Origin of the sequence: Bradyrhizobium sp. NBAIM03, assembly GCF_020194055.1 — a bacterium.
In the GTDB taxonomy this organism is placed as follows: domain Bacteria; phylum Pseudomonadota; class Alphaproteobacteria; order Rhizobiales; family Xanthobacteraceae; genus Bradyrhizobium; species Bradyrhizobium yuanmingense.
Map to the genome: position 1 here is coordinate 308,303 of NZ_JADYVS010000004.1, position 20,982 is coordinate 329,284.

Consider the following 20,982-nt stretch of genomic DNA (forward strand, 5'->3'; position numbering starts at 1 on the left):
GGGCATGACTGCCGGAAGCAATCCGTCGACACTTCCCGCGGAAATTCGTTCCTGGTGAGAGCTAGCCCGTGGCGTCGCTCGAGCCGTCCGGCATGGCGCCGGAACCCGGCGTCTTGATGTTGTCGTTCAGCTTGGGATCGCGCGTCGCTTCACGCGAGGGGGAGCCTTTCGGATCCGCCTTGTGCACGGATTGCGCACGTTCCTTGTCGCGGGGCTGCACCTCCCCCCGCTTGTCCTTGACGATGCCTTGGTCGGAATGGGCCATGATGCGCTCTCGCTTCTGCTGATGTGTCGGAGCGCTTACGCATAGCGGCGTCAAATGTTCCGCTGCGGCAATCAGCTGCGCACGGCGTGGACGGGAGATGCGCTCTCGAGATGCACCTGTCGCACCGTGGTCACCGTCGCGAACGCGACGGAGACGCCAAAGGCGAGAATGAGGGAGAGAAGAGCCAGACGCGGAGCCATCGCCAAACCTCCTTCTGCAATTGGAAATCTCCGCGATCGACGTTCCCGGATGATCCCAAATCAGTTGTGCGCCTTCCGTGAGCGGTCTCACATGCAGATTCTTGAAGACGAGCTCACCCGTTCCGCTTTGGAGCTGCATGGACGGGAACGGGCGAAATTTCGCCGTCGAGCCAATCCTGCTCGTTGGCGAGTGCCGTCCAGGCGTCGGCCATGCGCGAATAGCGCTTATGGGCGGGCTGTCCGTCAGCGCGCTCGGCAAGCTGAAGACAATTGTCGGCGTTGTCTCTGAAGACGTCAGACTGTTTCATCTAGAGGACGTGGGGACGGAACTCTTGCGCCGCAACCCGCTTACCGGATCGTAATGGTCGGGGAACTTTCGCATGCGGTTCGTCATTGAAGATCGATGCGAGTTGTCGCCGCAATCATTCTGGCATTGATCAGCGCCTCGGCGCTTGCCGACAGCCTTGGCGAACGAAAGCCCGGCGCACGGGCGCCCTCCGCGATCGAGGTGATCAGCGGTGCCTACAATTTCAGCCGGTTTCAACAGGGGCTGCTCGAGAACACCGACCTCAAGGGCAACGCCGAGGTCAAGAACCTCGCCGCCCTGCGCGCCGAGGAAGCGGCTAAGCGCGACAAGCGGCTGAAAGAGGTCCAGCAGGCGATCGGCGCCGAACTGCAGCTCGGCAGGGCAACATCCTCGAGCGCGAGCCTCGTCGAGCCCGAAATGTCGGATGGTCCGGCCTATGTCAGAAGCTTCTATGCCGCGCAGATTCCCGAGTATGAGTCGATCATCAGCCTGCTCGAACGCTATCTGACGGCACCCGACAATGCGGCGCTCGCAGCGTTCGCGCGCGAACAACTGCCGCTGCTGCGCGCGCAGGTCAGGGACGCCGAGCGCACCATGGCGGACAAATAACCTCTACTTGTCGCTCGGACGTTGCTGGCTCTGCGGCCGCACGGTGCGGTCGCTCTCCGGCATCTTGTCGCGACCCGCATCGCCGTTGTCGTCCTTGCCGCCGGACGAGGACGTGCCGCTTCCGCTTGGATTCGAGCGGGTGGCCGCTCCGGTGGTCGGCGTGTCCGCCTGCGGGTTGGCGGAGCTTGCGGCGGGGTCGCCCGTCACCGAGCCGCGCCCACTTGGCGCACCGCCCTGCGCCAGAGCCGACCCCGCGGCAAGCGCCGTGATGGCGATGGCGAAAATTGCTGCCTTCATGTCCGTTCTCCCTGTCTGCGCTGGCTAACCGTCAGGCTCGGCGCTCCGTTCCGAAGGAGGGCTGCGGACGACGGACGCGTGGACAACCCGCACTTGCGGGCCTTTTTCCTTCTGAGGCCATGGAACCAAACCGGCCGGACCGCCGTTAGTGTGCTTGGGCTGAGCAAAGCGGGTTCCAATTCCTGGCGCCGTACGTTGGCGCTTGATTTCGAATTTGGCTGACGCTCTTATTTCGTCGAACGCGTCTTGCCTCAGATTCGGCCGACGCCTGCGGGGGAAACAGTATGAGCGACCTCGATTCCGGAACTGCATCACGCTCCGGTCGTCGCGTCCCAAAGCCAAAAATCAACGGTACGTCCGAGTCAGATTCCCGAGCGGAACTGCTGCTCGCCCTCCAAGCGATGCGCAGCGGTGACTTTTCGGTGCGCATGAGCGGCGACTATCTCGGTATCGACGGCAAGATCGCCGACACTTTTAACGAAATTATCGCCGCGAACCAGCGCATGGCACAGCAGCTCGAGCTGGTGGGCCAGGTGGTGGGACGCGAAGGCAAGACCCGCCAGCGCGTGAAATTCGGCCTCGCCTCCGGCTCCTGGGCCGACATGGAAGGCTCCGTCAACACGCTGATCGACGACCTGTTGTGGCCGACCCGCGAGGTGACGCGTGCGGTCGCCGCTGTGGCGCAAGGCGACCTGCTTCAGACCGTCAAGCTCGACGTCGATGGCCGTCCGCTCCGCGGCGAGTTCTTGCAGTCGGCGACGATCGTCAACACCATGATCAAGCAGCTCGGCGTGTTCACCTCGGAGGTGACGCGCGTGGCGCGCGAGGTCGGCACCGAAGGCAAGCTCGGCGGCCAGGCCCAGGTGCCGGAGGTGACCGGCGTCTGGAAGGACCTCACCGAGAGCGTCAACTCGATGGCGAACAACCTGACCAACCAGGTTCGCAACATCGCCGAGGTGACGATCGCGGTCGCCAACGGCGACCTCTCCAAGAAGATCACGGTCGACGTCCGCGGCGAGATCCTCCAGCTCAAGGAAGCCATCAATACGATGGTGGACCAGCTGCGCTCCTTCGCCTCCGAAGTGACGCGCGTGGCGCGCGAGGTCGGCACCGACGGCAAGCTCGGCGGCCAGGCCATCGTGCCCGGCGTCGCCGGCACCTGGAAGGACCTGACCGACTCCGTCAACGCGATGTGCGGCAACCTGACCGCACAGGTCCGCAACATCGCCAACGTCACCACCGCCGTGGCGCGCGGCGACCTCTCGCGCAAGATCACCGTGGACGTGCGCGGCGAGATCCTGGAGCTGAAGGACACCATCAACACCATGGTGGACCAGCTCAACTCGTTCGCCTCGGAAGTCACGCGCGTCGCGCGCGAGGTGGGCACCGAGGGCAAGCTCGGCGGCCAGGCCCAGGTGCCGGGCGTCGCCGGCACCTGGAAGGACCTCACCGACAACGTCAACTTCATGGCCTCCAACCTGACCGCGCAGGTCCGCAACATCGCCGACGTCGCGACCGCCATCGCGAGCGGTGACTTGTCGAAGAAGATCACGGTGAACGTCTCGGGCGAGATCCTTCAGCTGAAGGAAACGCTCAACACCATGGTCGACCAGCTCAACGCCTTCGCCGGCGAAGTGACGCGCGTCGCCCGCGAGGTCGGCACCGAGGGCCGGCTCGGCGGCCAGGCCAACGTGCTCGGCGTCGCCGGCACCTGGAAGGACCTCACCGAGAGCGTCAACTCGATGGCCTCGAACCTGACCGCGCAGGTCCGCAACATCGCCGAGGTGACCACCGCGGTCGCCGGCGGCGACCTCTCGAAGAAGATCACCGTGGACGTGCGCGGCGAGATCCTCGAGTTGAAGGACACCATCAACACGATGGTGGACCAGCTCAACGCCTTCGCCGGCGAAGTCACGCGCGTGGCGCGCGAGGTCGGCACCGAAGGCAAGCTCGGCGGTCAGGCGGTGGTGCGCGGCGTCGGCGGCACGTGGAAGGACCTCACCGACAGCGTCAACTCGATGGCCTCGAACCTCACCGGCCAGGTCCGCAACATCGCCGAGGTCGCAACCGCGGTGGCGAAGGGCGACTTGTCCAAGAAGATCACGGTGAACGTCTCGGGCGAAATCCTTCAGCTGAAGGAAACGCTCAACACCATGGTCGACCAGCTCAACGCCTTCGCCGGCGAAGTCACGCGCGTGGCGCGCGAGGTCGGCACCGACGGCAAGCTCGGCGGCCAGGCCGACGTGCCCGGCGTCGCCGGCACGTGGAAGGACCTGACCGACTCCGTGAACTCGATGGCGGGCAACCTCACCGCGCAGGTCCGCAACATCGCGGAAGTTGCCACCGCCATCGCCGGCGGCGACCTGTCGCGCAAGATCACCGTGGACGTGCGCGGCGAGATCCTTCAGCTCAAGGACACGCTGAACACCATGGTCGACCAGCTCAACCGCTTCGCGGGCGAGGTGACGCGCGTGGCGCGCGAGGTCGGCACCGAAGGCCGCCTCGGCGGTCAGGCCAACGTGCCCGGCGTCGCCGGCACCTGGAAGGATCTCACCGACAGCGTCAACTCGATGGCGGGTAACCTCACCGCCCAGGTCCGCAACATCGCCGAGGTGACGACCGCGGTGGCGCGCGGCGACCTCTCGCGCAAGATCACCGTCGACGTGAAGGGCGAAATCCTCGAGCTGAAGAACACCATCAACACCATGGTGGACCAGCTCAACGGCTTTGCCGGCGAAGTCACGCGCGTGGCGCGAGAGGTCGGCACCGAAGGCAAGCTCGGCGGCCAGGCCGAGGTGCCCGGCGTCGCCGGCACCTGGAAGGACCTCACCGACAACGTCAACTTCATGGCCTCCAACCTGACGGCGCAGGTCCGCAACATCGCCGAGGTCGCAACCGCGATCGCCGGCGGCGACCTGTCGAAGAAGATCACGGTGGACGTACGCGGCGAGATCCTTCTCCTGAAGGACACGCTGAACACCATGGTCGAGCAGCTCCGCTCCTTCGCCGCCGAAGTCACGCGCGTGGCGCGCGAGGTCGGCACCGAGGGCCGGCTCGGCGGTCAGGCCGTGGTGCCCGGCGTCGGCGGCACCTGGAAGGATCTCACGGACAACGTCAACCTGTTGGCTGCGAACCTCACCACCCAGGTCCGCAACATCGCCGAAGTCACCACGGCGGTCGCGCGCGGCGACCTCTCGCGCAAGATCACCGTGGATGTGAAGGGCGAAATCCTGGAGCTGAAGAACACCATCAACACCATGGTGGACCAGCTCAACGCCTTCGCCGGCGAAGTGACGCGCGTCGCACGCGAGGTGGGCACGGAAGGAAAGCTGGGCGGCCAGGCCCAGGTGCCCGGCGTCGCCGGCACCTGGAAGGATCTCACCGACACCGTCAACTTCATGGCGGCGAACCTGACCGAGCAGGTGCGCGGCATCGTCAAGGTGGTGACCGCGGTCGCCAACGGCGATCTGAAGCAGAACCTCACGGTGAAGTCGAAGGGCGAGGTCGCGGCGCTCGCCGACACCATCAACAACATGACCGAGACGCTCGCGACCTTCGCCGATCAGGTGACGTCGGTGGCGCGCGAGGTCGGCGTCGAAGGCCGGCTCGGCGGCCAGGCCAACGTGCCCGGCGCTGCCGGCACCTGGAAGGATCTCACCGGCAACGTCAACCTGCTCGCGGCCAACCTGACCTCGCAGGTGCGCGCGATCGCGGAAGTCGCAACTGCGGTGACCAAGGGCGACCTGACGCGGTCGATCCAGGTCGACGCCCGCGGCGAAGTGGCGGAGCTGAAGGACAACATCAACACGATGATCACCAACCTCCGTCTCACGACGGACGTGAATACCGAGCAGGACTGGCTCAAGACCAACCTCGCCAAGTTCACCAACATGCTCCAGGGACAGCGCGATCTCACCACGGTCGGCCGATTGCTGCTCACCGAATTGTCGCCGCTGGTGAACGCCCATACGGGCGTGATCTACCAGGTCGAGAACGAGAACGATCCCCAGCTCCTGCTGCTCGCCTCCTACGCCAGCGACGGCGTCTACCCCTATCAGCCGGTGCTGCAGTTCGGCGAAGGCCTGATCGGCCAATGCGCCTTCGACAAGCGGCCGCGCGTCGTCTCCGACATTCCCTCGGACGTGGTGCCGATCAACTCGGCGCTGTTCCGCGTCGCCCCGAAGAACCTCGTCGTGCTCCCGGTCCTGTTCGAAGGCCAGGTCAAGGCCGTGATCGAGCTCGCCTCGCTGGTCTCCTTCACGACCTCGCAGATGACGTTCCTGGAGCAGCTCACCGACTCCATCGGCATCGTGCTCAATTCGATCGAAGCCACGATGCAGACCGAAGGCCTGCTCAAGCAGTCGCAGCAGCTCGCCGGCGAGCTGCAGACCCAGCAGCGCGAATTGCAGCAGACCAACGACCAGCTCGAGCAGAAGGCGCAGCAGCTCGCCGAGCGCAACGTCGAGGTCGAACGCAAGAACCAGGAAATCGAGCAGGCCCGCCGCGCGCTCGAGGAGAAGGCGACCGAGCTCGCGCTGACGTCGAAGTACAAGTCCGAATTCCTCGCCAATATGAGCCACGAGCTGCGTACGCCGCTGAACTCGATCCTGATCCTCGGACAGCAGCTCAGCGACAATCCCGATGGCAACCTCTCGGCCAAGCAGGTCGAGTTCGCCCGCACCATCCATGGTGCCGGCACCGACCTGCTCAACCTCATCAGCGACATTCTCGATCTCTCCAAGATCGAGTCCGGCACCGTGACGGTCGACGCCGAGGAAATCCTGACCGCGAACCTGCTCGAGACCGTCGGCCGGCCGTTCCGGCACGAGGCGGACAACCGCAACCTGTCGTTCAAGATCGACGTCGATCCGAACCTGCCGCGCAGCATCGTGACCGACTCCAAGCGGCTGCAACAGGTTCTGAAGAATCTGCTCTCCAACGCCTTCAAGTTCACCGCCGACGGCGAAGTGCGCCTGAAAGTCGCCGGCGCAATCGGCGGCTGGGGGTCGGATCATCCGGTGCTGAACTCGGCGCCGGCCGTGATCGCCTTCGAAGTGTCCGACACCGGCATCGGCATTCCCCTGGAGAAGCAGAAGCTGATCTTCGAGGCGTTCCAGCAGGCCGATGCCGGCACCAGCCGCAAATATGGCGGCACCGGTCTCGGCCTTGCGATCAGCCGCGAGCTTGCCAGCCTGCTCGGCGGCGAGATCCACCTGCGCAGCGCGCCGGGCAAGGGCTCGACCTTCACGCTTTATCTGCCCTTGAAATATTCCGGCCCGACCCTCGCGCCGCGGGCGCCGGCGTCACAGCAATACGGCCAGCCGCCGGCGCTGCAGCCTGCCGCGCCTGACCAGCAGCGCGTTATCGAGCAGCTGCCCGACGACCGCCTCAACCTCGAGCCCGGCGACACCATTCTCCTGATCGTCGAGGACGACCCGCATTATGCCCGCGTGCTGGTCGATCTGGCCCGCGACAAGGGCTTCAAGGTCCTGGTCGCCGCGCGCGGCGCCGAGGCCCTCGAGCTCGCCAAGCAATACCAGCCGACGGCCGTCTCCCTCGACGTGTTCCTGCCCGACATGCTGGGCTGGACCGTGTTGAGCCAGCTCAAGCACAATCCGCTCACCCGCCACATCCCGGTTCAGATCATCACGCTCGACGAGGACCGCCAGCATGCGCTGGCGCGCGGCGCCTTCTCCTTCGTCAACAAGCCGACGACGACCGAGGGCGTCTCGGCCGCGCTGACGCAGATCAAGGAATATGCGCGGCCGCGGCGCAAGCGACTCTTGATCGTCGAGGACAACGAGGCCGAGCGGCTCTCGATCCGCGAGCTGCTGCACCACGACGACATCGAGATCCTGGCCACGGATACCGGGGCCGGTGCGCTCACGACGTTGCGCGAGCAACCCTGCGATTGCGTGGTGCTCGACCTCAGGCTGCCCGACATGAGCGGCTTCGAGGTGCTCGATCAGATCCGCAACGACGAGGCGTTGTCGAACATCCCCGTCGTGGTGTTCACCGGCCGCGAGCTTTCCGCCGAGGAGGATGCCGAGCTTCACACCATGGCACGCAGCATCGTGGTCAAGGGCGTGGAATCGCCCGAGCGCCTGCTCGACGAGACCGCGTTGTTCCTGCACCGCGTGATCACGGAGCTGCCGATCGAGAAGCAGCGCATGCTGGAGAAGCTGAACAGTTCCGACGAGGACCTGATCGGCAAGACCGCCCTGCTCGTCGACGACGATGCCCGCAATATCTTCGCGCTCTCGAGCGTGCTGGAACGACGCGGCATGAAGGTGCTGACGGCCACGACCGGCAGCGAGGCGGTGACACTGGTCGAATCCAATCCGGAGATCGCGATCGTGCTGATGGACATCATGATGCCGCAGATGGATGGCTATCAGACCATCGGCGTGATCCGCGAGAACCCGGCCTTCGCCCGTCTGCCGATCATCGCGTTGACCGCGAAGGCGATGAAGGGCGACCGGGAGAAATGCCTCGAAGCCGGCGCGTCCGACTACCTCGCCAAACCGGTCAACACCGACCAATTGCTGCTTGCGATCCGCATGTGGCTGCATCGCTGAGTTGGACCCGCGTATGGATCAGGAAAAGGTCAACATCCTGCTCGTCGACGATCAGCCGGCCAAGCTGCTCGCCTACGAGGTGATCCTGAAGGATCTCGGCGAGAACCTCGTGATCGCCTCCTCGGGCCGCGAGGCGCTGGAGGTGCTGCTCAAGACCGAGATCGCGGTGATCCTGGTCGACGTCTGCATGCCCGAGCTCGACGGCTTCGAGCTCGCCGCGATGATCCGCGAGCATCCGCGTTTCCAGAAGACCGCCATGATCTTCATCTCGGCGATCCAGGTCAGCGACATCGACCGGCTGCGCGGCTACGAGATGGGCGCGGTCGATTACGTGCCGGTTCCGGTCGTGCCGGAGGTACTGCGCGCCAAGATCAAGGTGTTTGCCGAGCTCTACCGCAAGACGCGCGAGCTCGAACGGCTGAACCACGAGCTCGAGGATCGCGTCCGCGCCCGCACCGCGGAACTGGAGGCTTCCACCGCGAAGCTGCGCGAGAGCGAGCAGCGGCGCAGCATGGCGATCGCGGCTGGCAAGATGGGGTCCTGGGACTGGGACTGGATCAGCGGCGATTGGATGTGGGACGAGGGGCAATACAATATCTTCGGCGTCAACCCCGACAATTTCGAGATCAATCCGGCCAACGTTCAGGCCCTGCTGCACCCCGACGACGTCGACCAGTTGCGCAAGGCGATCGCCGAGTTCAACAAGGGCACACGCGCCTATGAGACGGAGTTCCGCATCATCCGGCCCGACGGCGAGGTGCGCTGGTGCGTCGGCACGGCGGCCGCAACCACGGACGAGAGCGGGCGCGTGGTGCGCGTCAGCGGCGTGACCGTCGACATCACCGAGCGCAAGCGCGCCGAGGAGCGGCAGAACCTGCTGGCGCGGGAAGTCGATCATCGCGCGAAGAACGCGCTGGCGCTGGCGCAGTCGATCGTGCGCCTCACCCGGGCCGACGAGGTCAAGGCCTATGTCAACGCCGTCGAGGGGCGCATCAATGCGCTGGCGCGCGTGCACACCATCCTGTCGCTGTCGAGCTGGCAAGGCGCCGAGCTCTCCAGGCTGATCGACGAGGAGCTTGCGCCCTACTCGCTGGGCGACCAGATCAAATTGGCAGGGCCCGAAGTTCAGTTGCTGCCGGCGACGGCCCAGACGCTGGCGCTCGCACTGCACGAGCTCTTCACCAACTCGGCAAAGTACGGCGCGCTATCCACGCGAGCGGGGCGGCTCGCGATCGATTGGCAGGTCGACGAGGAGCTGCTCACGCTGAGCTGGGAGGAATCCGGCGGTCCCCTGGTCAAGACCCCGAAATCGCGCGGCTTCGGCACGCGAAGCCTGCTTGCGAGCATCGAGTCCCAGCTTGGCGGACAGGCGCAGTTCGATTGGCGCGCCGAGGGCCTGCTGTGCCGTCTTGAGGTGCCGTTGACACGCAAGACCGCGGCGGCTGCACCAAGCAAGTTCGACACCGCCGGCGCTGCCGAATTGCAACGCGCATCCGGTTAACCTGACGCTGCGCTGCTCATGCGCTGCGCCGTGCGTGGTTCGCGCGCGACCCGCCCTTCGAGCCAAGCTTCCGTTCGGGCGAGATCGCGCAGCGCCCTCGCGTAGCGGCGGGCCGCGCTTCGCTCCGCGCCAAGCGGAAGCTTGCGCGCCTTGCGCAGGATGTCCGCGGCCGCGTTGCGATAGGCCAGCGAGCGGTAAAGAAAGACGACCTTACCCATATCGATGTTCCCGTTTTGCTGGCGCCCATCTTGGCAAGCCCGGCATGAACGCCGGATGAAACGGGCGGTAACAATTCCTTCAGCGGAACGGAACCCGGCGATAACATGCGCGTTGGCGTGGCAAGTTCGGGATGCCGTCCCATGCGCACCAAGAAGTCGTCTGAGCTGATCTCTGCCAGCGGCCTTATCAAGCTGATGACGCATGCAATGATGGGCGCAGCGCTAGGCCTCATTTTCAGCCTCACGCTCGTCCTGTCCAATCCAGCCGTCGCCAACCTGCTGAACAATGGCGGAAGCCAGGCCGCGATGGTCTTCGCCCTCACCTTGGTGACGACCTTTGCGATCGGCGCGACGCTCACCGGCGCCGTGTTCATCCTGGCCGAGGACAAGCAAACTTGAAGCGTGCGTGACGTACGGAAAGATACTTCGCCGGGAACTCCTGCCGCGACGCGCGGTTTGCTGCCTGCGTCAATTTAACTCAGGGGGTTTCCCCGCATGAGACGACCAAGCTCGCTCTCGCCGTAATATTGGCAACCGGCCTTGCCGCCGCGGCCGTTTGCCGCCCAAGCCAAATCGCACAAGGCTAAGCATGGATCCTCGATGTCGTCGGCACAGACCACCGGCGCCAACACCAAGTCCTCCACGGGCGCTGATCCGTCCGGCCAAGGCGGCGCCGGTCCCGGCTCTGATCAGGGCGGCACCATGACCAACAAGGGCGGCATGACCGACACCAAATAGGCGCTCCCTGGAATCATGAAGGGCTCCGCATTGCGGAGCCCTTTGTCTTCTATCTTTGGTTCGGCACTCGGCCTTCAGTATCCGGCGCCAAGGATCTCAGCGGCGCTCGGCTGCGCGCGCGGAATTGCCGCCTGTCTTCACGGCACGAAGCCGCACCCGATCGCGAACGTTCGGCAGTACGTCGCTGCCGCCGGCCGCCTTCCATTCGGCAATCAAGAGAGTGATTTTCCGGCGCAGGTCCATCTGCGCCAGGGCCCTTTCCGTGCAGTCGTGATCGCGCTCGACGAGGTCGCGCACCGACGCCTCGACGTCGGCCATCTCGAGCCTCAAGGCTCTGATTTTACGTCGAATTTCATTAATTCTGTTGTCCATGCCTTGTTAGAACAAAATAAGAACATATAGTCAAGTCACGATTTCAGGACGGAGACGCCAGATGCAGGTTCAAGGTAAATACGACGCCAGATTTTTCCTGGGCGAGCAGATGACGCGGGCGCAGGGTCTCAAGCTGAAGCGGCTCAGCGAAGAGGCCTACCAGCCCGGCCAATATGCGCGGGATCTGTCCTTCAGCGAGGCCGCCCGGCGCATCCAGGTGCTGGAAGCGGAGATCGAGCTGGCAAACTCCTTCTAGAGCATCGCATCGCGCTTTAGGCCTGCGCCGTTCCACGCTCCCGGAACCATGGCTGTGCAGAATGGTTCTCCCCGCCGAGGGAGAATATGCATGGCACGCAAGGCAAAAAAGCGCCGCTACTCACGCAGCTCGGGAAGCGATGTCGCCACCGAGATGCGGCGTTACAAGAAGGGCACCGCGAAGAGCGGCCGTGGCGGGCGCGGCGGCCGCGTCAAGAACCGCAAGCAGGCCATCGCGATCGGACTGTCGAAGGCACGCAAGAAGGGCAAGAAGGTCCCGAAGAAGGCTTCGAAGCGCAAGAGCGCCAAGAAGACGTCCAAGAAAGCATCCAAGAAAACGTCCGGGACGTCGTCCAAGAAATCGTCGAACAAGAAATCATCGAAGCGCAAATCCAAGCGGTCGCGCTGACCCGCCTCAGATCATGCTCCCCGGCATGAAGCAGCGGATCGAAATCCCGAACGCAGTCTTGACCGGCCACACCATCGTGCGGCCGGCCCGGTTGGGCTCGGTGATGACGGCCTCATCCGGCACATCGATCCACTGTCCGTCGATGCGGACACGGTAGCGCCCGTTGTGCGACTCCCAGTCGAGATCGGCAAGGGCGAAACCGTCCGCGTCCGAGCAGCACGGACCGAGATGGCTGCGCAAACTGTCGAACCATGGCTTCAGAGGAGAATTCGCGTAGCGGCCGTCGTCGCGCCCGAGCGCGTTTCCCCCCGAGAGCACCAATGGCGCCACGAGCAGCGCACTCCTGAGCGAGAGCTTCAATCGATCCATGTCGGCACCGATCACTTGCGAACCACCGGCGAGTTCCACAAAGCGCCGGGAGGCTCGAAGTTCCACGCTTGCAACCCCTCTCAGCGGCGACATTGGCGCAGAGCACCGAGGCGCCCTGCGAGTGTGATCAGCGAACACGGCTTTTTCGGACGCACCAGGTCATCATCCCTGCCGTTAACGAGAATGTGACCGGCCTGGTGCGGACGTGACGTGTGTGCAAAAGGCGGCCCGAAGGCCGCCTTCCTGGATTGGTAAGGGTCGAGTTGACGTTATGCGAGTGGCACCGCAACGAAGCGGGTGGCCTCCGCGCTTCTGACCTGAAGCAGCACGCTGCGCTTGCCCGACGATTTGGCCTGCGCCAGCTCGGAGCGCACCTCGCCGACATTGCTGACAGCCTTGCCGCCGACATTGAGGATGACGTCGCCGGTCCGGATGCCGCGTTGCGCGGCCGGGCCTTGCGGATCAACCTCGGTGACGACGACGCCGTTCTGGCCTGCGCCCTGAACGTCACCGGCGGGCGCCAGGCTGAGGCCGAGGCGCGGCGTGCCGGCACCCGGCTGTCCGCTGCCCTCGTCGGCATTGCCACTGCCATTGCCCTTGGCCTGCCGCTCGTTCGGCAACTCGCCGAGCGCCAGCGTCACCGTCTTGCTGTCGCCCTTGCGGAAGACATCGAGCTTCACGGACGTGCCCGGCGTCAAGCCGGCGATGGTGCGGGCGAGGTCGCGGGAGTCCTTGATCGTGGTGCCGTTGACGGCGGTGATGACATCGCCCGCCTGGATGCCGGCCTTCGCCGCCGGGCTGCCATCCTGCGGATTGTCGACGATCGCGCCGCGCGCCTCCTTGAGCCCGAGGCTGTCGGCGATATCCGATGTCACCGGCTGCACCTGCACGCCGAGCCAGCCCCGGGTGACCGCGCCCTTGTCCTTCAATTGCGCGACGACGAGCTTGGCGGTCGAGGCCGGGATATCGAAGCCGATTCCGACCGAGCCGCCCGAGGGCGAGAAGATCGCAGTGTTCACGCCGATCACGTTGCCGTTCATGTCGAAGGCCGGGCCGCCGGAATTACCCTTGTTGATCGGCGCGTCGATCTGGATGAAGTCGTCATAGGGACCGTTGCCGATGTCGCGGCCGCTGGCCGAGACGATGCCGGCGGTCACGGTGCCGCCAAGACCGAAGGGATTGCCGACCGCGACCACCCAGTCGCCAATGCGCGGCTTCTGGTCGGAGAACTTGACGAACGGAAAGTCCTTCTTGCCGTCGACCTTGATCAGCGCGAGATCTGTCTTCGGATCGGTGCCGACCACTTTCGCGGTGTAGGTCGTGCCGTCGTCCATCGTCACCTGCACGGACTCGGCGCGATCGACGACGTGATTGTTGGTCACGGCGTAGCCGTCGGCGGAGATGAAAAAGCCGGAGCCTTCGCCCGTGATCATCTGGTGGCGCTGGCGCGGCATGCCGTTCGCGCCGCCCGGAAAGCGGAAACCGAACTGTCGCGAGAACTGGTCGAACGGCGTGTCCTCGTCCGAATCCATCCGGTTCTGCTGCAGCATCGCGCTCTTGTCGTTGTCCTGATCGATTTTGACCCGCACCGAGATCACAGCGGGTTTGACCCTGCTGACGAGATCGCCGAAGCCGGGCGGCGTCGCGGCGGCTTCGGCCGCCTGAGCCGGCGCAATCAAGGAGTTGATGCCGTACGGCGAGGCGCCTGGCGCAACTGCCAGGGCGGCCACGCCCAGCGCGGCCACGGTGCCGAGCAGCGCGAGCCGCCGCGGCCGCAAGATCTTGCGAGACGTGGTGATGTCGGAATTGACGCGATCGTTCATGTCGAAATGTCCATGTTGAGCAGGTGTCGCCTTGCCCGCAACATGGTCGCTGCCACCTTACGGCGTCCCGTCCGTCCGATTAAATCTCGGCAAAGAATGGATGAGCGGTCGCAGCAGGCAATCCGGACGTTTGATACAGCTCAACGCGCCGCCTTCGCGCAGTGAAAAACTGCGACCATCGGATGATGCTCAGCGGAGGCGCGCCATGTACAAAGACATTCTCGTCCACATCCCCACCGAACGTCCCATGCGTCCCGCGATCGAGGGCTCGGTCTCGCTCGCGGCGAAGCTCAACGCGCATCTCGACGCGGTCGCGGTCGGCTATGTCGCCACCAGTACGGCTTACGTCATGGAAGGCGGCGCGGCGGTGGCGGCCGTGTTCGAGCTGGAGCGCGAGCGCGCCGTGGAGCGGGCCGAGGCGGCGCTCGCGGTATTCAAGAGCGAGGCGGCGAACGCCGGCATCGCCTATACCTGCCACGCACTCGGCGCGATCCCGGCAGATGCCGCCGGCTCGCTCGGCGAGATGGCACGGCTGCACGACCTCAGCGTCGTGCTCCAGCCCGATCCGGCGCAAGGCTCGTTCGACAACGACATGCCGAGCGAGATCCTGTTCCGCGCGGGCGGCCCGGTGCTGTTCCTGCCCTACACTTTCCGCGGAGCCTTCAAGGCGAACCGGATCGGCATCTGCTGGGATGGTAGCCGCCTCGCTGCCCGCGCCGTGCGCGACGCAACGACGTTCCTGGCGCGCGCCGCCGAGATCGTGATCATCACGGTGAACGAGACCGAGGCGGTCTCCGGCGAAGCCTCAGCGAGCGGTCTGGCCAGACATCTGGGCCGGCGCGGATTATCGACCCGCACAGTCAGCCTGACCGCCACGCGCGCCGACATTCAGCCGACGATCCTGTCGCTGGCGGCCGACGAGAGTCTCGATCTCCTGGTGATGGGCGGCTACGGCCATTCGCGGTTGCAGGAACGCTTTCTCGGGGGCGTCACCCGCGCCATGCTGGAAGCCATGACGGTCCCGACGCTGATGTCGCATTGATGAGCCGGCCTGGCGCCGTCACGCCGCGACGGGAGCCTCCCAAGTCGCCGGCGCGGCGGCATCCTTGTCGCGATGCACATTGCACGCGTCGAAATGCGCCTTGAGCTCGATTTCGGCAAGATGTTCGAAATGTTCGGCCTGGCCGAGGAGTTCCCAGTTCTGGAGCGGCCGGTAGGCCGCCTGCTGACGGCAGAGGGACGCCAGCGCCCGGTAGCGACGTACGTTCTCCATGAGACCCTCCCTCGCGTTCACCGGCTTATTGCCCTGATTTGCGTCAGGCCGATGGCGTTTATGCAAAACATTTGCTGCGCGCTCAACGCGCCTGAACCAAGTTAATTTTCGAGAAGTGCCGGTAAGGATTTTAGTTCCAAACGTCCGCTCGGAACTCTGTGCCCAATGCTAGGCGTAGAGGCGGCGCTCCACGGCGAGGCCCACCAGGTCGAGGTAGCGCTCGATCAAGTCGGGACGGCCGACGAGATAGCCTTGCATCTCCTCGCAGGCCTCGCGGGCCAAGAAGGCACGTTGGGCTTCCGTCTCCACCCCCTCGGCAATGACCGGGATCTTCAGCGCGTGCGCCAGGCTCAGGACGGCGCGGACAATCTCGGCCGATTGCGGCGTCGCCTCCAGGTTGGAGATGAAACTGCGATCGATCTTGATCTTGTCGAACGGGAACGACTGCAGATACGACAGCGAGGAATAGCCGGTGCCGAAATCATCCATGGCGATGCGGATGCCGAGCGCCTTCAGCCGCCGCAGCAGGTTGAGCGCGCGGGTGAAATCGCCGATCAGCACGCCCTCGGTGATCTCGACCTCGAGCCGCGTCGGCGTCAGCCCCGTCTCCAACAGGATCTGGTGGATCGAGCGCTCGAGATCGCCCGCCTGAAACTGGACCGGCGACAGATTGACCGCGACCTGCAACGGCCGCGGCCAGGATGCCGCCTCACGGCACGCCTCGCGCAGCACCCATTCACCGATCTCGACGATCAGCCCGTTCTCCTCGGCGAGCGGAATGAACTGGTCCGGCGGCACGAAGCCCCGCGTCGGGTGATTCCATCGCAGCAGCGCCTCGAAGCCGATGACCTCGCCATCCACCCGCGCCTGCGGCTGGAAATAGACGAGGAGCTGGTTGTGCTCCAGCGCCTGCCGCAGGTCGTGCTGCAACAGCCTGCGATCGCGCAGCTCCTGGTCCATCTCGGATTCGAAGCAGCGGACCCGGCTCCTGCCCTCGCGCTTGGCGCGGTAGAGAGCCGAGTCGGCGTTGGCGAGCAGCGTCGCCGCGTTCACGCCATCGTCGGGATAGAACGCGATGCCGACGCTGAGGCCCACGTGGGAGAGATAGTCGTCGACCTCGAGCTCCTTGCCGATCGTCTCGACCAGGCGTTCGGCCAGCGCCAGAACGTCCTCACGGCTGGCGTTGTCGGGCACCAGGATCATGAACTCGTCGCCGCCGATGCGGGCGACGAAGGCGCCTTCGGCTTCCGCGGCAAGCCGGTCGGCGGCCGCCCGCATCAGCATGTCGCCGACGGGGTGACCGAACACGTCGTTGACCTCCTTGAAGCGGTCGAGATCGAGGCTCAGCACAGCGAAACTGGTCGATGCCTCCTGCGCCCGCTCCAGCCGTTCGTCGAGCGCCGCGTTGAAGGCGCTGCGGTTCGGCAGGTCCGTGAGCGCATCATGATGCGCAAGATGGCTGATCCGCTGCCGGGTGGTGACACGCTCCGTGACATCCTCGATCACGCCGACCAGATATTGCGGATCCCCGTTGCCATCCGTGATCAGCATCTTGCGTGAATTGACGACCCGGTCGCGGCCCTTCTCCGGCGCGGTTGAGCAGGATGTAGCGCGAACTCTCCGCACATTTCGCGAAGACGGCGATCGGAATGTTTTCGATGATTGTGTCGAGGAACTCGCGGGTCCGCAGCAGATCCTGCTCGACCTCGTCGCGCGTTTGCGCGCGTACTTCGATCATCCGCTGACGCTCGCGATCACCGGCCTCGTAAGCCGCGTTGACGAACTTGCCCAGCTTGACGAGATCGACCTGTCCGGTGGCATCGGTGGCGCAGCGGAGCTGCTCGGCGAACAGGCGATGCATGCTCATGCCATCACTTTGCGCCGCGTGCGGGCTTCATGCCGCAGTTTCCGTCGTTACGCATCCGCGCTCTCATAGCGTCCCTAAACCACAGATTGAGACGCTTGGCATTGCGCGGTCGTTAATCGATTGTCCTTCTCCGGTGCGTTGGTTACCCCGGCCTGAATGAGCCGATCGATTTGGAAGGCATGCTCCGTAGAGATCCGGAGAAAGTGGCGCGCCTTGACACACCGGAGCCACGGCGGTGGGCTGATCCGTAATCTACCGGATGAGCGCACTTTCTTCGGCCCGCTTCGCGGGCGCGGAACTATCTTGCAGCTTCGGAACCCGGCCGGTCTCCGCGGCGATGCGAATAGCCGCGATATTGGCGGCATATTCGCCAGCGCTCTTGCCGCGAAACACGGCGGAGCCCGCGACCAGCGTGTCGGCACCCACTGCAGCCACGGCCGCGGCATTGTCGCACGTGACACCGCCGTCGACCTCGAGCCGGATCGGCCGCCCGCCGATCATGGTCCTGATCCGCCTGATCTTGTCGATCTGCGATGCGATGAAGGATTGGCCGCCAAAGCCCGGATTGACCGTCATCACCAGCACGAGATCGATACGATCGAGCACATACTCGATCACCGCTTCCGGGGTCGACGGACAAAGGCTGACGCCAGCCTTGCTGCCGAGCGAGCGGATCGCCTGGAGCGAGCGGTCGAGATGCGCCCCCGCTTCGGCGTGCACCGTGATGATGTCCGCTCCGGCCTTTGCGAACGCCTCGAGATAGGGATCTGTCGGCGCGATCATCAAATGCACGTCGAACGGCTTCTTCGAATAGGGACGGACCGCCTTGATGACGTCGGCACCGAAACTGATGTTCGGCACGAAGTGTCCGTCCATGACGTCGCAATGGATCCAGTCGGCCCCAGCGGCGTCGATCGCGGCGACCTCCTCGCCGAGACGCGCGAAATCCGCGGCGAGGATCGAGGGAGCGATCATGATCTCCTTCGTCATGGCACTGCACTCCGCGCATCCGCACCGCCGCTGAAGACTCGGCTCGCCAAGACGTCCATGGCATCGATGGTTTCGAGGTCGGCGACATCGAGCATGCGATCGAGATCGGACACCAGCCGATCGGCCTGCCGCAGGCGGATGCGGTCGACGGCGTTGCGGATCGAGCGCGCATTGGAGAAGAACGGCTGGGTCCGGCGCAGCGCGATGTATTTCTCGAACGCCTCGCGCGCCGCAGCCGAGAAGCGGTAGCCGCACTCCTTCAGCATCAGCTCGGCGATAACGAGCAGCTCGGCCTCTGCATAGTCAGGGAATTCGATGTGGTGGGCGATCCGCGACCGGAAGCCGGGATTGGAGGCGAAGAATTTTGTCATCCGCTCGCCATAGCCGGCGAGGATCACGACGAGGTCCTCGCGCTGGTTCTCCATCACCTGGAGCAGGATCTCGATCGATTCCTGGCCATAGTCGCGCTCGTTGTCGGGACGATGCAGGTAATAGGCCTCGTCGATGAACAGTACGCCGCCCATCGCCTTTTTCAGGATCTCCTTGGTCTTCGGCGCGGTGTGGCCGATATACTGGCCGACGAGATCGTCGCGCGTCACCGAGATCACCTGCCCGCGCCGCACGAAGCCGAGCCCGTGCAGGATCCTGGCCATGCGCAGCGCGACGGTGGTCTTGCCTGTTCCAGGATTGCCGGTGAACGACATGTGCAGCGTCGGCGGCGCGGAAGCGAGGCCGGCACGCTGCCGGATGCGCTCGATCAGCAGCAGCGAGGCGATCTGGCGCACGCGGTTCTTGACCGGCTTGAGTCCGATCAGCTCCTGATCGAGCTGTTGAAGCGTCTCGGTGATTCCGGCGGCTTCAGCCTCCTTGCGGAGATCGAAATGGGTCTCGCTGTGTTCGGTCGTGGTTGCGTGGGGGACATCGAGCATGGCTACCCTCGAAGAAAAGAGCTTCGCCGCGAGCGAGGCGGCGAAGCAGTGGTCCGCCAGGATGCGGAGCAGGGAGAGCTCCGCGCGGAAGCGGATGACTCAAGCTGGCGCGTGCGCAACCGGCTTGCGCACGGTGGTGTAGCGGACCGCACGGCCGCCGACCTCCTGCCGCACCAGCTCGAACTCCGTCTCTTGCTTCGGCCGGTTGACGAAGAAGGAGATCCGCACCGACTCCCAGCCGTGGCTGGCATCGAAGCCGCTGATGCGGATATAGCGGTCGCCGTAGACCCTGCGGCACTCGGCCAGCTCCATCATCACGCCGGCGGCGTCCTGGAGATCGAACATCGGCAGGCCCCACATCTCCCAATAGGTGTTTCGGGGATGCGGATCGTCGGTGAACTCGATGTTCACCGCCCAGCCATTGGCGAGGCAATACTGCACCTGGCTGGTGATCTGCTCGTCGGTCAGATCCGGCAGGTACGAGAAGCAGCCCTGGGTGATCTTCATCTCAAATCTCCTCAGACGGTTTCCAGCGCGGTCGGCACGAAGTCCGGCGTGTCGGTGGATTGATAGTTGAAAGTGACATCCTTCCAGACCTCGAGCGCGGCCTTCAGCGGCGTGCAGGTCTGGGCCGCCTTGGCCAAGATTTCCGGGCCCTCGTGGACATAGTCGCGGCCCTCGTTGCGGGCGAGGATCATCGCTTCCAGCGCCACGCGGTTGGCGGTCGCGCCGGCCGCAATGCCCATGGGATGGCCGATGGTGCCGCCGCCGAACTGCAGCACGACGTCCTCGCCTAACAGGTCGAGGAGCTGGTGCATCTGCCCGGCATGGATGCCGCCGGAGGCCACCGGCATCATCTTGTTGAGGCTCGCCCAGGACTGGTCGAAGAACAGGCCATGCTCGAGCTTGGTCGGGTTGAAGTCTTCGCGGCAGACATCGTAGTAGCCGCGTGTGGTGTTGGGATCGCCTTCGAGCTTGCCCACCACCGTGCCGGCGTGGATGTGGTCGACACCGGCGAGGCGCATCCATTTCGCGATGACGCGGAATGACACGCCATGGCTCTTCTGCCGCGTATAGGTGGAGTGGCCGGCGCGATGCAGATGCAGGATCATGTCGTTGCGCCGCGCCCACTTGGCCATGGACTGGATCGCAGTGTAGCCGATCACGAGGTCGATCATCACGATCACCGAGCCGAGCTCCTTGGCGAACTCCGCACGCTCGTACATGTCCTCCATGGTGGCCGCGGTGACGTTCAGGTAGGTCCCTTTCACCTCGCCGGAGGCGGCCTGCGCGCGGTTCACCGCCTCCATGCAATAGAGGAAGCGATCACGCCAATGCATGAAGGGCTGCGAGTTGATGTTCTCGTCGTCCTTGGTGAAGTCGAGCCCGCCCTTCAGCGCCTCATAGACCACACGGCCGTAATTGCGGCCGGACAGACCGAGCTTCGGCTTCACCGTCGCGCCGAGCAGCGGCCGGCCGAACTTGTCGAGCCGCTCGCGCTCCACCACGATGCCGGTCGCCGGTCCCTGGAACGTCTTCACATAGGCGACGGGAAAGCGCATGTCCTCGAGGCGCAGCGCCTTCAGCGGCTTGAAGCCGAACACGTTGCCGATGATCGAGGCCGAGAGGTTGGCGATCGAGCCCGGCTCGAACAGGTCGAGATCATAGGCGATGTAGGCGAAATACGAGCCAGGTGAGCCCGGAACGGGATCGACGCGATAGCACTTGGCACGATACTTCTCGGCCGCCGTCAGGCGATCGGTCCACACCACCGTCCAGGTCGCGGTCGAGGATTCGCCGGCAACCGCAGCAGAGGCCTCGATCGGGTCGACGCCCTCCTGCGGCGTCACGCGGAACAGCGCGATGACGTCGGTGTCCTTCGGCGTGTAATCGGGCTCCCAATAGCCCATGCGCTTGTACTCCATCACGCCGGAGCGATAGCGCTCTTTGCCGCGGACCGTGCCTGCATGTGCGTTCATGTC

22 protein-coding genes and 1 pseudogene are annotated in these 20,982 nt (G+C 64.8%); 9 read left to right on the forward strand and 14 right to left on the reverse strand.

The window, feature by feature from the left end:
- Positions 1-61: 61 nt before the first annotated feature.
- From I6F21_RS08340 to I6F21_RS08345, 3 genes are all read right to left on the reverse strand, one after another.
- Positions 62-265, reverse strand: a complete 204-nt coding sequence (locus I6F21_RS08340) for a hypothetical protein (protein WP_036003938.1) — start codon at positions 263-265, stop codon at positions 62-64.
- A 71-nt stretch (positions 266-336) separates the two neighbouring features.
- Positions 337-465 carry a hypothetical protein gene (locus I6F21_RS38805; RefSeq protein ID WP_260346296.1) on the reverse strand — a complete coding sequence of 43 codons (129 nt, stop codon included), beginning with the start codon at positions 463-465 and terminating at the stop codon, positions 337-339.
- Between the two features lie 113 nt (positions 466-578).
- Positions 579-773, reverse strand: coding sequence for a hypothetical protein (locus tag I6F21_RS08345; protein ID WP_074447527.1), 195 nt, complete (start codon positions 771-773; stop codon positions 579-581).
- A 95-nt stretch (positions 774-868) separates the two neighbouring features.
- Here I6F21_RS08345 and I6F21_RS08350 point away from each other — a divergent pair, with 95 nt between their 5' ends.
- Positions 869-1,381: a DUF4142 domain-containing protein gene (locus I6F21_RS08350; RefSeq protein WP_225139696.1), complete on the forward strand. Its 513-nt coding sequence runs from the start codon at positions 869-871 to the stop codon at positions 1,379-1,381.
- Positions 1,382-1,384: 3 nt separating this feature from the next.
- Here I6F21_RS08350 and I6F21_RS08355 read toward each other — a convergent pair whose 3' ends face one another.
- On the reverse strand, positions 1,385-1,678 hold the full coding sequence (locus I6F21_RS08355; RefSeq protein WP_225139697.1) for a hypothetical protein: 294 nt from the start codon (positions 1,676-1,678) through the stop codon (positions 1,385-1,387).
- A gap of 284 nt (positions 1,679-1,962) precedes the next feature.
- On the opposite strand from I6F21_RS08355, the gene I6F21_RS08360 reads away from it, so the two are divergent.
- Both I6F21_RS08360 and I6F21_RS08365 read left to right on the forward strand, forming a co-directional pair.
- On the forward strand, positions 1,963-8,256 hold the full coding sequence (locus I6F21_RS08360; RefSeq protein ID WP_225139698.1) for a HAMP domain-containing protein: 6,294 nt from the start codon (positions 1,963-1,965) through the stop codon (positions 8,254-8,256).
- A gap of 13 nt (positions 8,257-8,269) precedes the next feature.
- Complete coding sequence (locus I6F21_RS08365) at positions 8,270-9,757, forward strand: HWE histidine kinase domain-containing protein (protein WP_225139699.1); 1,488 nt, start codon at positions 8,270-8,272, stop codon at positions 9,755-9,757.
- Here the strand turns inward: I6F21_RS08365 and I6F21_RS08370 are convergent.
- The gene (locus I6F21_RS08370; protein WP_036029983.1) at positions 9,754-9,975 is read right to left on the reverse strand and encodes a hypothetical protein; all 222 of its coding nucleotides are present in this window, start codon (positions 9,973-9,975) and stop codon (positions 9,754-9,756) included. The genes I6F21_RS08365 and I6F21_RS08370 overlap by 4 nt on opposite strands.
- A gap of 141 nt (positions 9,976-10,116) precedes the next feature.
- Between I6F21_RS08370 and I6F21_RS08375 the strand changes: the two genes are divergently transcribed.
- On the forward strand, positions 10,117-10,374 hold the full coding sequence (locus I6F21_RS08375) for a hypothetical protein (protein ID WP_036029986.1): 258 nt from the start codon (positions 10,117-10,119) through the stop codon (positions 10,372-10,374).
- 125 nt (positions 10,375-10,499) lie between these two features.
- Positions 10,500-10,713, forward strand: a pseudogene (locus I6F21_RS08380) (hypothetical protein).
- 96 nt (positions 10,714-10,809) lie between these two features.
- Here I6F21_RS08380 and I6F21_RS08385 read toward each other — a convergent pair.
- A complete protein-coding gene (locus I6F21_RS08385; protein ID WP_128263661.1) occupies positions 10,810-11,031 on the reverse strand; it encodes a hypothetical protein in 222 nt (73 codons plus the stop codon).
- Between the two features lie 115 nt (positions 11,032-11,146).
- Here I6F21_RS08385 and I6F21_RS08390 point away from each other — a divergent pair, with 115 nt between their 5' ends.
- Together I6F21_RS08390 and I6F21_RS08395 are read left to right on the forward strand one after the other, a co-directional pair.
- Positions 11,147-11,341, forward strand: coding sequence for a DUF3072 domain-containing protein (locus I6F21_RS08390; protein WP_057026883.1), 195 nt, complete (start codon positions 11,147-11,149; stop codon positions 11,339-11,341).
- 90 nt (positions 11,342-11,431) lie between these two features.
- Complete coding sequence (locus I6F21_RS08395; protein ID WP_036003905.1) at positions 11,432-11,749, forward strand: DUF6496 domain-containing protein; 318 nt, start codon at positions 11,432-11,434, stop codon at positions 11,747-11,749.
- Between the two features lie 6 nt (positions 11,750-11,755).
- Here the strand turns inward: I6F21_RS08395 and I6F21_RS08400 are convergent, their stop codons facing one another.
- Positions 11,756-12,118 (reverse strand): hypothetical protein, encoded by a 363-nt coding sequence (locus tag I6F21_RS08400; protein WP_036003965.1) that lies wholly within the window; start codon positions 12,116-12,118, stop codon positions 11,756-11,758.
- Positions 12,119-12,387: 269 nt separating this feature from the next.
- Positions 12,388-13,941, reverse strand: a complete 1,554-nt coding sequence (locus I6F21_RS08405) for a Do family serine endopeptidase (protein ID WP_225112616.1) — start codon at positions 13,939-13,941, stop codon at positions 12,388-12,390.
- A 205-nt stretch (positions 13,942-14,146) separates the two neighbouring features.
- On the opposite strand from I6F21_RS08405, the gene I6F21_RS08410 reads away from it, so the two are divergent.
- A complete protein-coding gene (locus tag I6F21_RS08410; RefSeq protein ID WP_225139700.1) occupies positions 14,147-14,983 on the forward strand; it encodes a universal stress protein in 837 nt (278 codons plus the stop codon).
- Between the two features lie 18 nt (positions 14,984-15,001).
- On the opposite strand, the gene I6F21_RS08415 is transcribed toward I6F21_RS08410, so the two are convergent.
- Both I6F21_RS08415 and I6F21_RS08420 read right to left on the reverse strand, forming a co-directional pair.
- Positions 15,002-15,214: a hypothetical protein gene (locus tag I6F21_RS08415; protein ID WP_225139701.1), complete on the reverse strand. Its 213-nt coding sequence runs from the start codon at positions 15,212-15,214 to the stop codon at positions 15,002-15,004.
- Positions 15,215-15,382: 168 nt separating this feature from the next.
- Entirely contained in the window at positions 15,383-16,765 is a 1,383-nt protein-coding gene (locus tag I6F21_RS08420) for an EAL domain-containing protein (RefSeq protein ID WP_225139702.1), read from the reverse strand.
- Position 16,766: 1 nt separating this feature from the next.
- Here I6F21_RS08420 and I6F21_RS08425 point away from each other — a divergent pair, with 1 nt between their 5' ends.
- A complete protein-coding gene (locus tag I6F21_RS08425) occupies positions 16,767-17,150 on the forward strand; it encodes a hypothetical protein (RefSeq protein WP_225139703.1) in 384 nt (127 codons plus the stop codon).
- Positions 17,151-17,333: 183 nt separating this feature from the next.
- Here the strand turns inward: I6F21_RS08425 and rpe are convergent, their stop codons facing one another.
- The 4 genes from rpe to I6F21_RS08445 form a co-directional block, all read right to left on the reverse strand.
- Positions 17,334-18,071, reverse strand: a complete 738-nt coding sequence (rpe, locus tag I6F21_RS08430) for a ribulose-phosphate 3-epimerase (RefSeq protein ID WP_225139704.1) — start codon at positions 18,069-18,071, stop codon at positions 17,334-17,336.
- Positions 18,068-19,000, reverse strand: a complete 933-nt coding sequence (gene cbbX / locus I6F21_RS08435; RefSeq protein WP_225139705.1) for a CbbX protein — start codon at positions 18,998-19,000, stop codon at positions 18,068-18,070. Before cbbX ends, rpe begins: the two co-directional genes overlap by 4 nt.
- 99 nt (positions 19,001-19,099) lie before the next feature.
- A complete protein-coding gene (locus I6F21_RS08440; protein ID WP_225139706.1) occupies positions 19,100-19,507 on the reverse strand; it encodes a ribulose bisphosphate carboxylase small subunit in 408 nt (135 codons plus the stop codon).
- 11 nt (positions 19,508-19,518) lie between these two features.
- Positions 19,519-20,979 (reverse strand): form I ribulose bisphosphate carboxylase large subunit, encoded by a 1,461-nt coding sequence (locus I6F21_RS08445; protein WP_036003865.1) that lies wholly within the window; start codon positions 20,977-20,979, stop codon positions 19,519-19,521.
- Positions 20,980-20,982 lie beyond the last annotated feature (3 nt).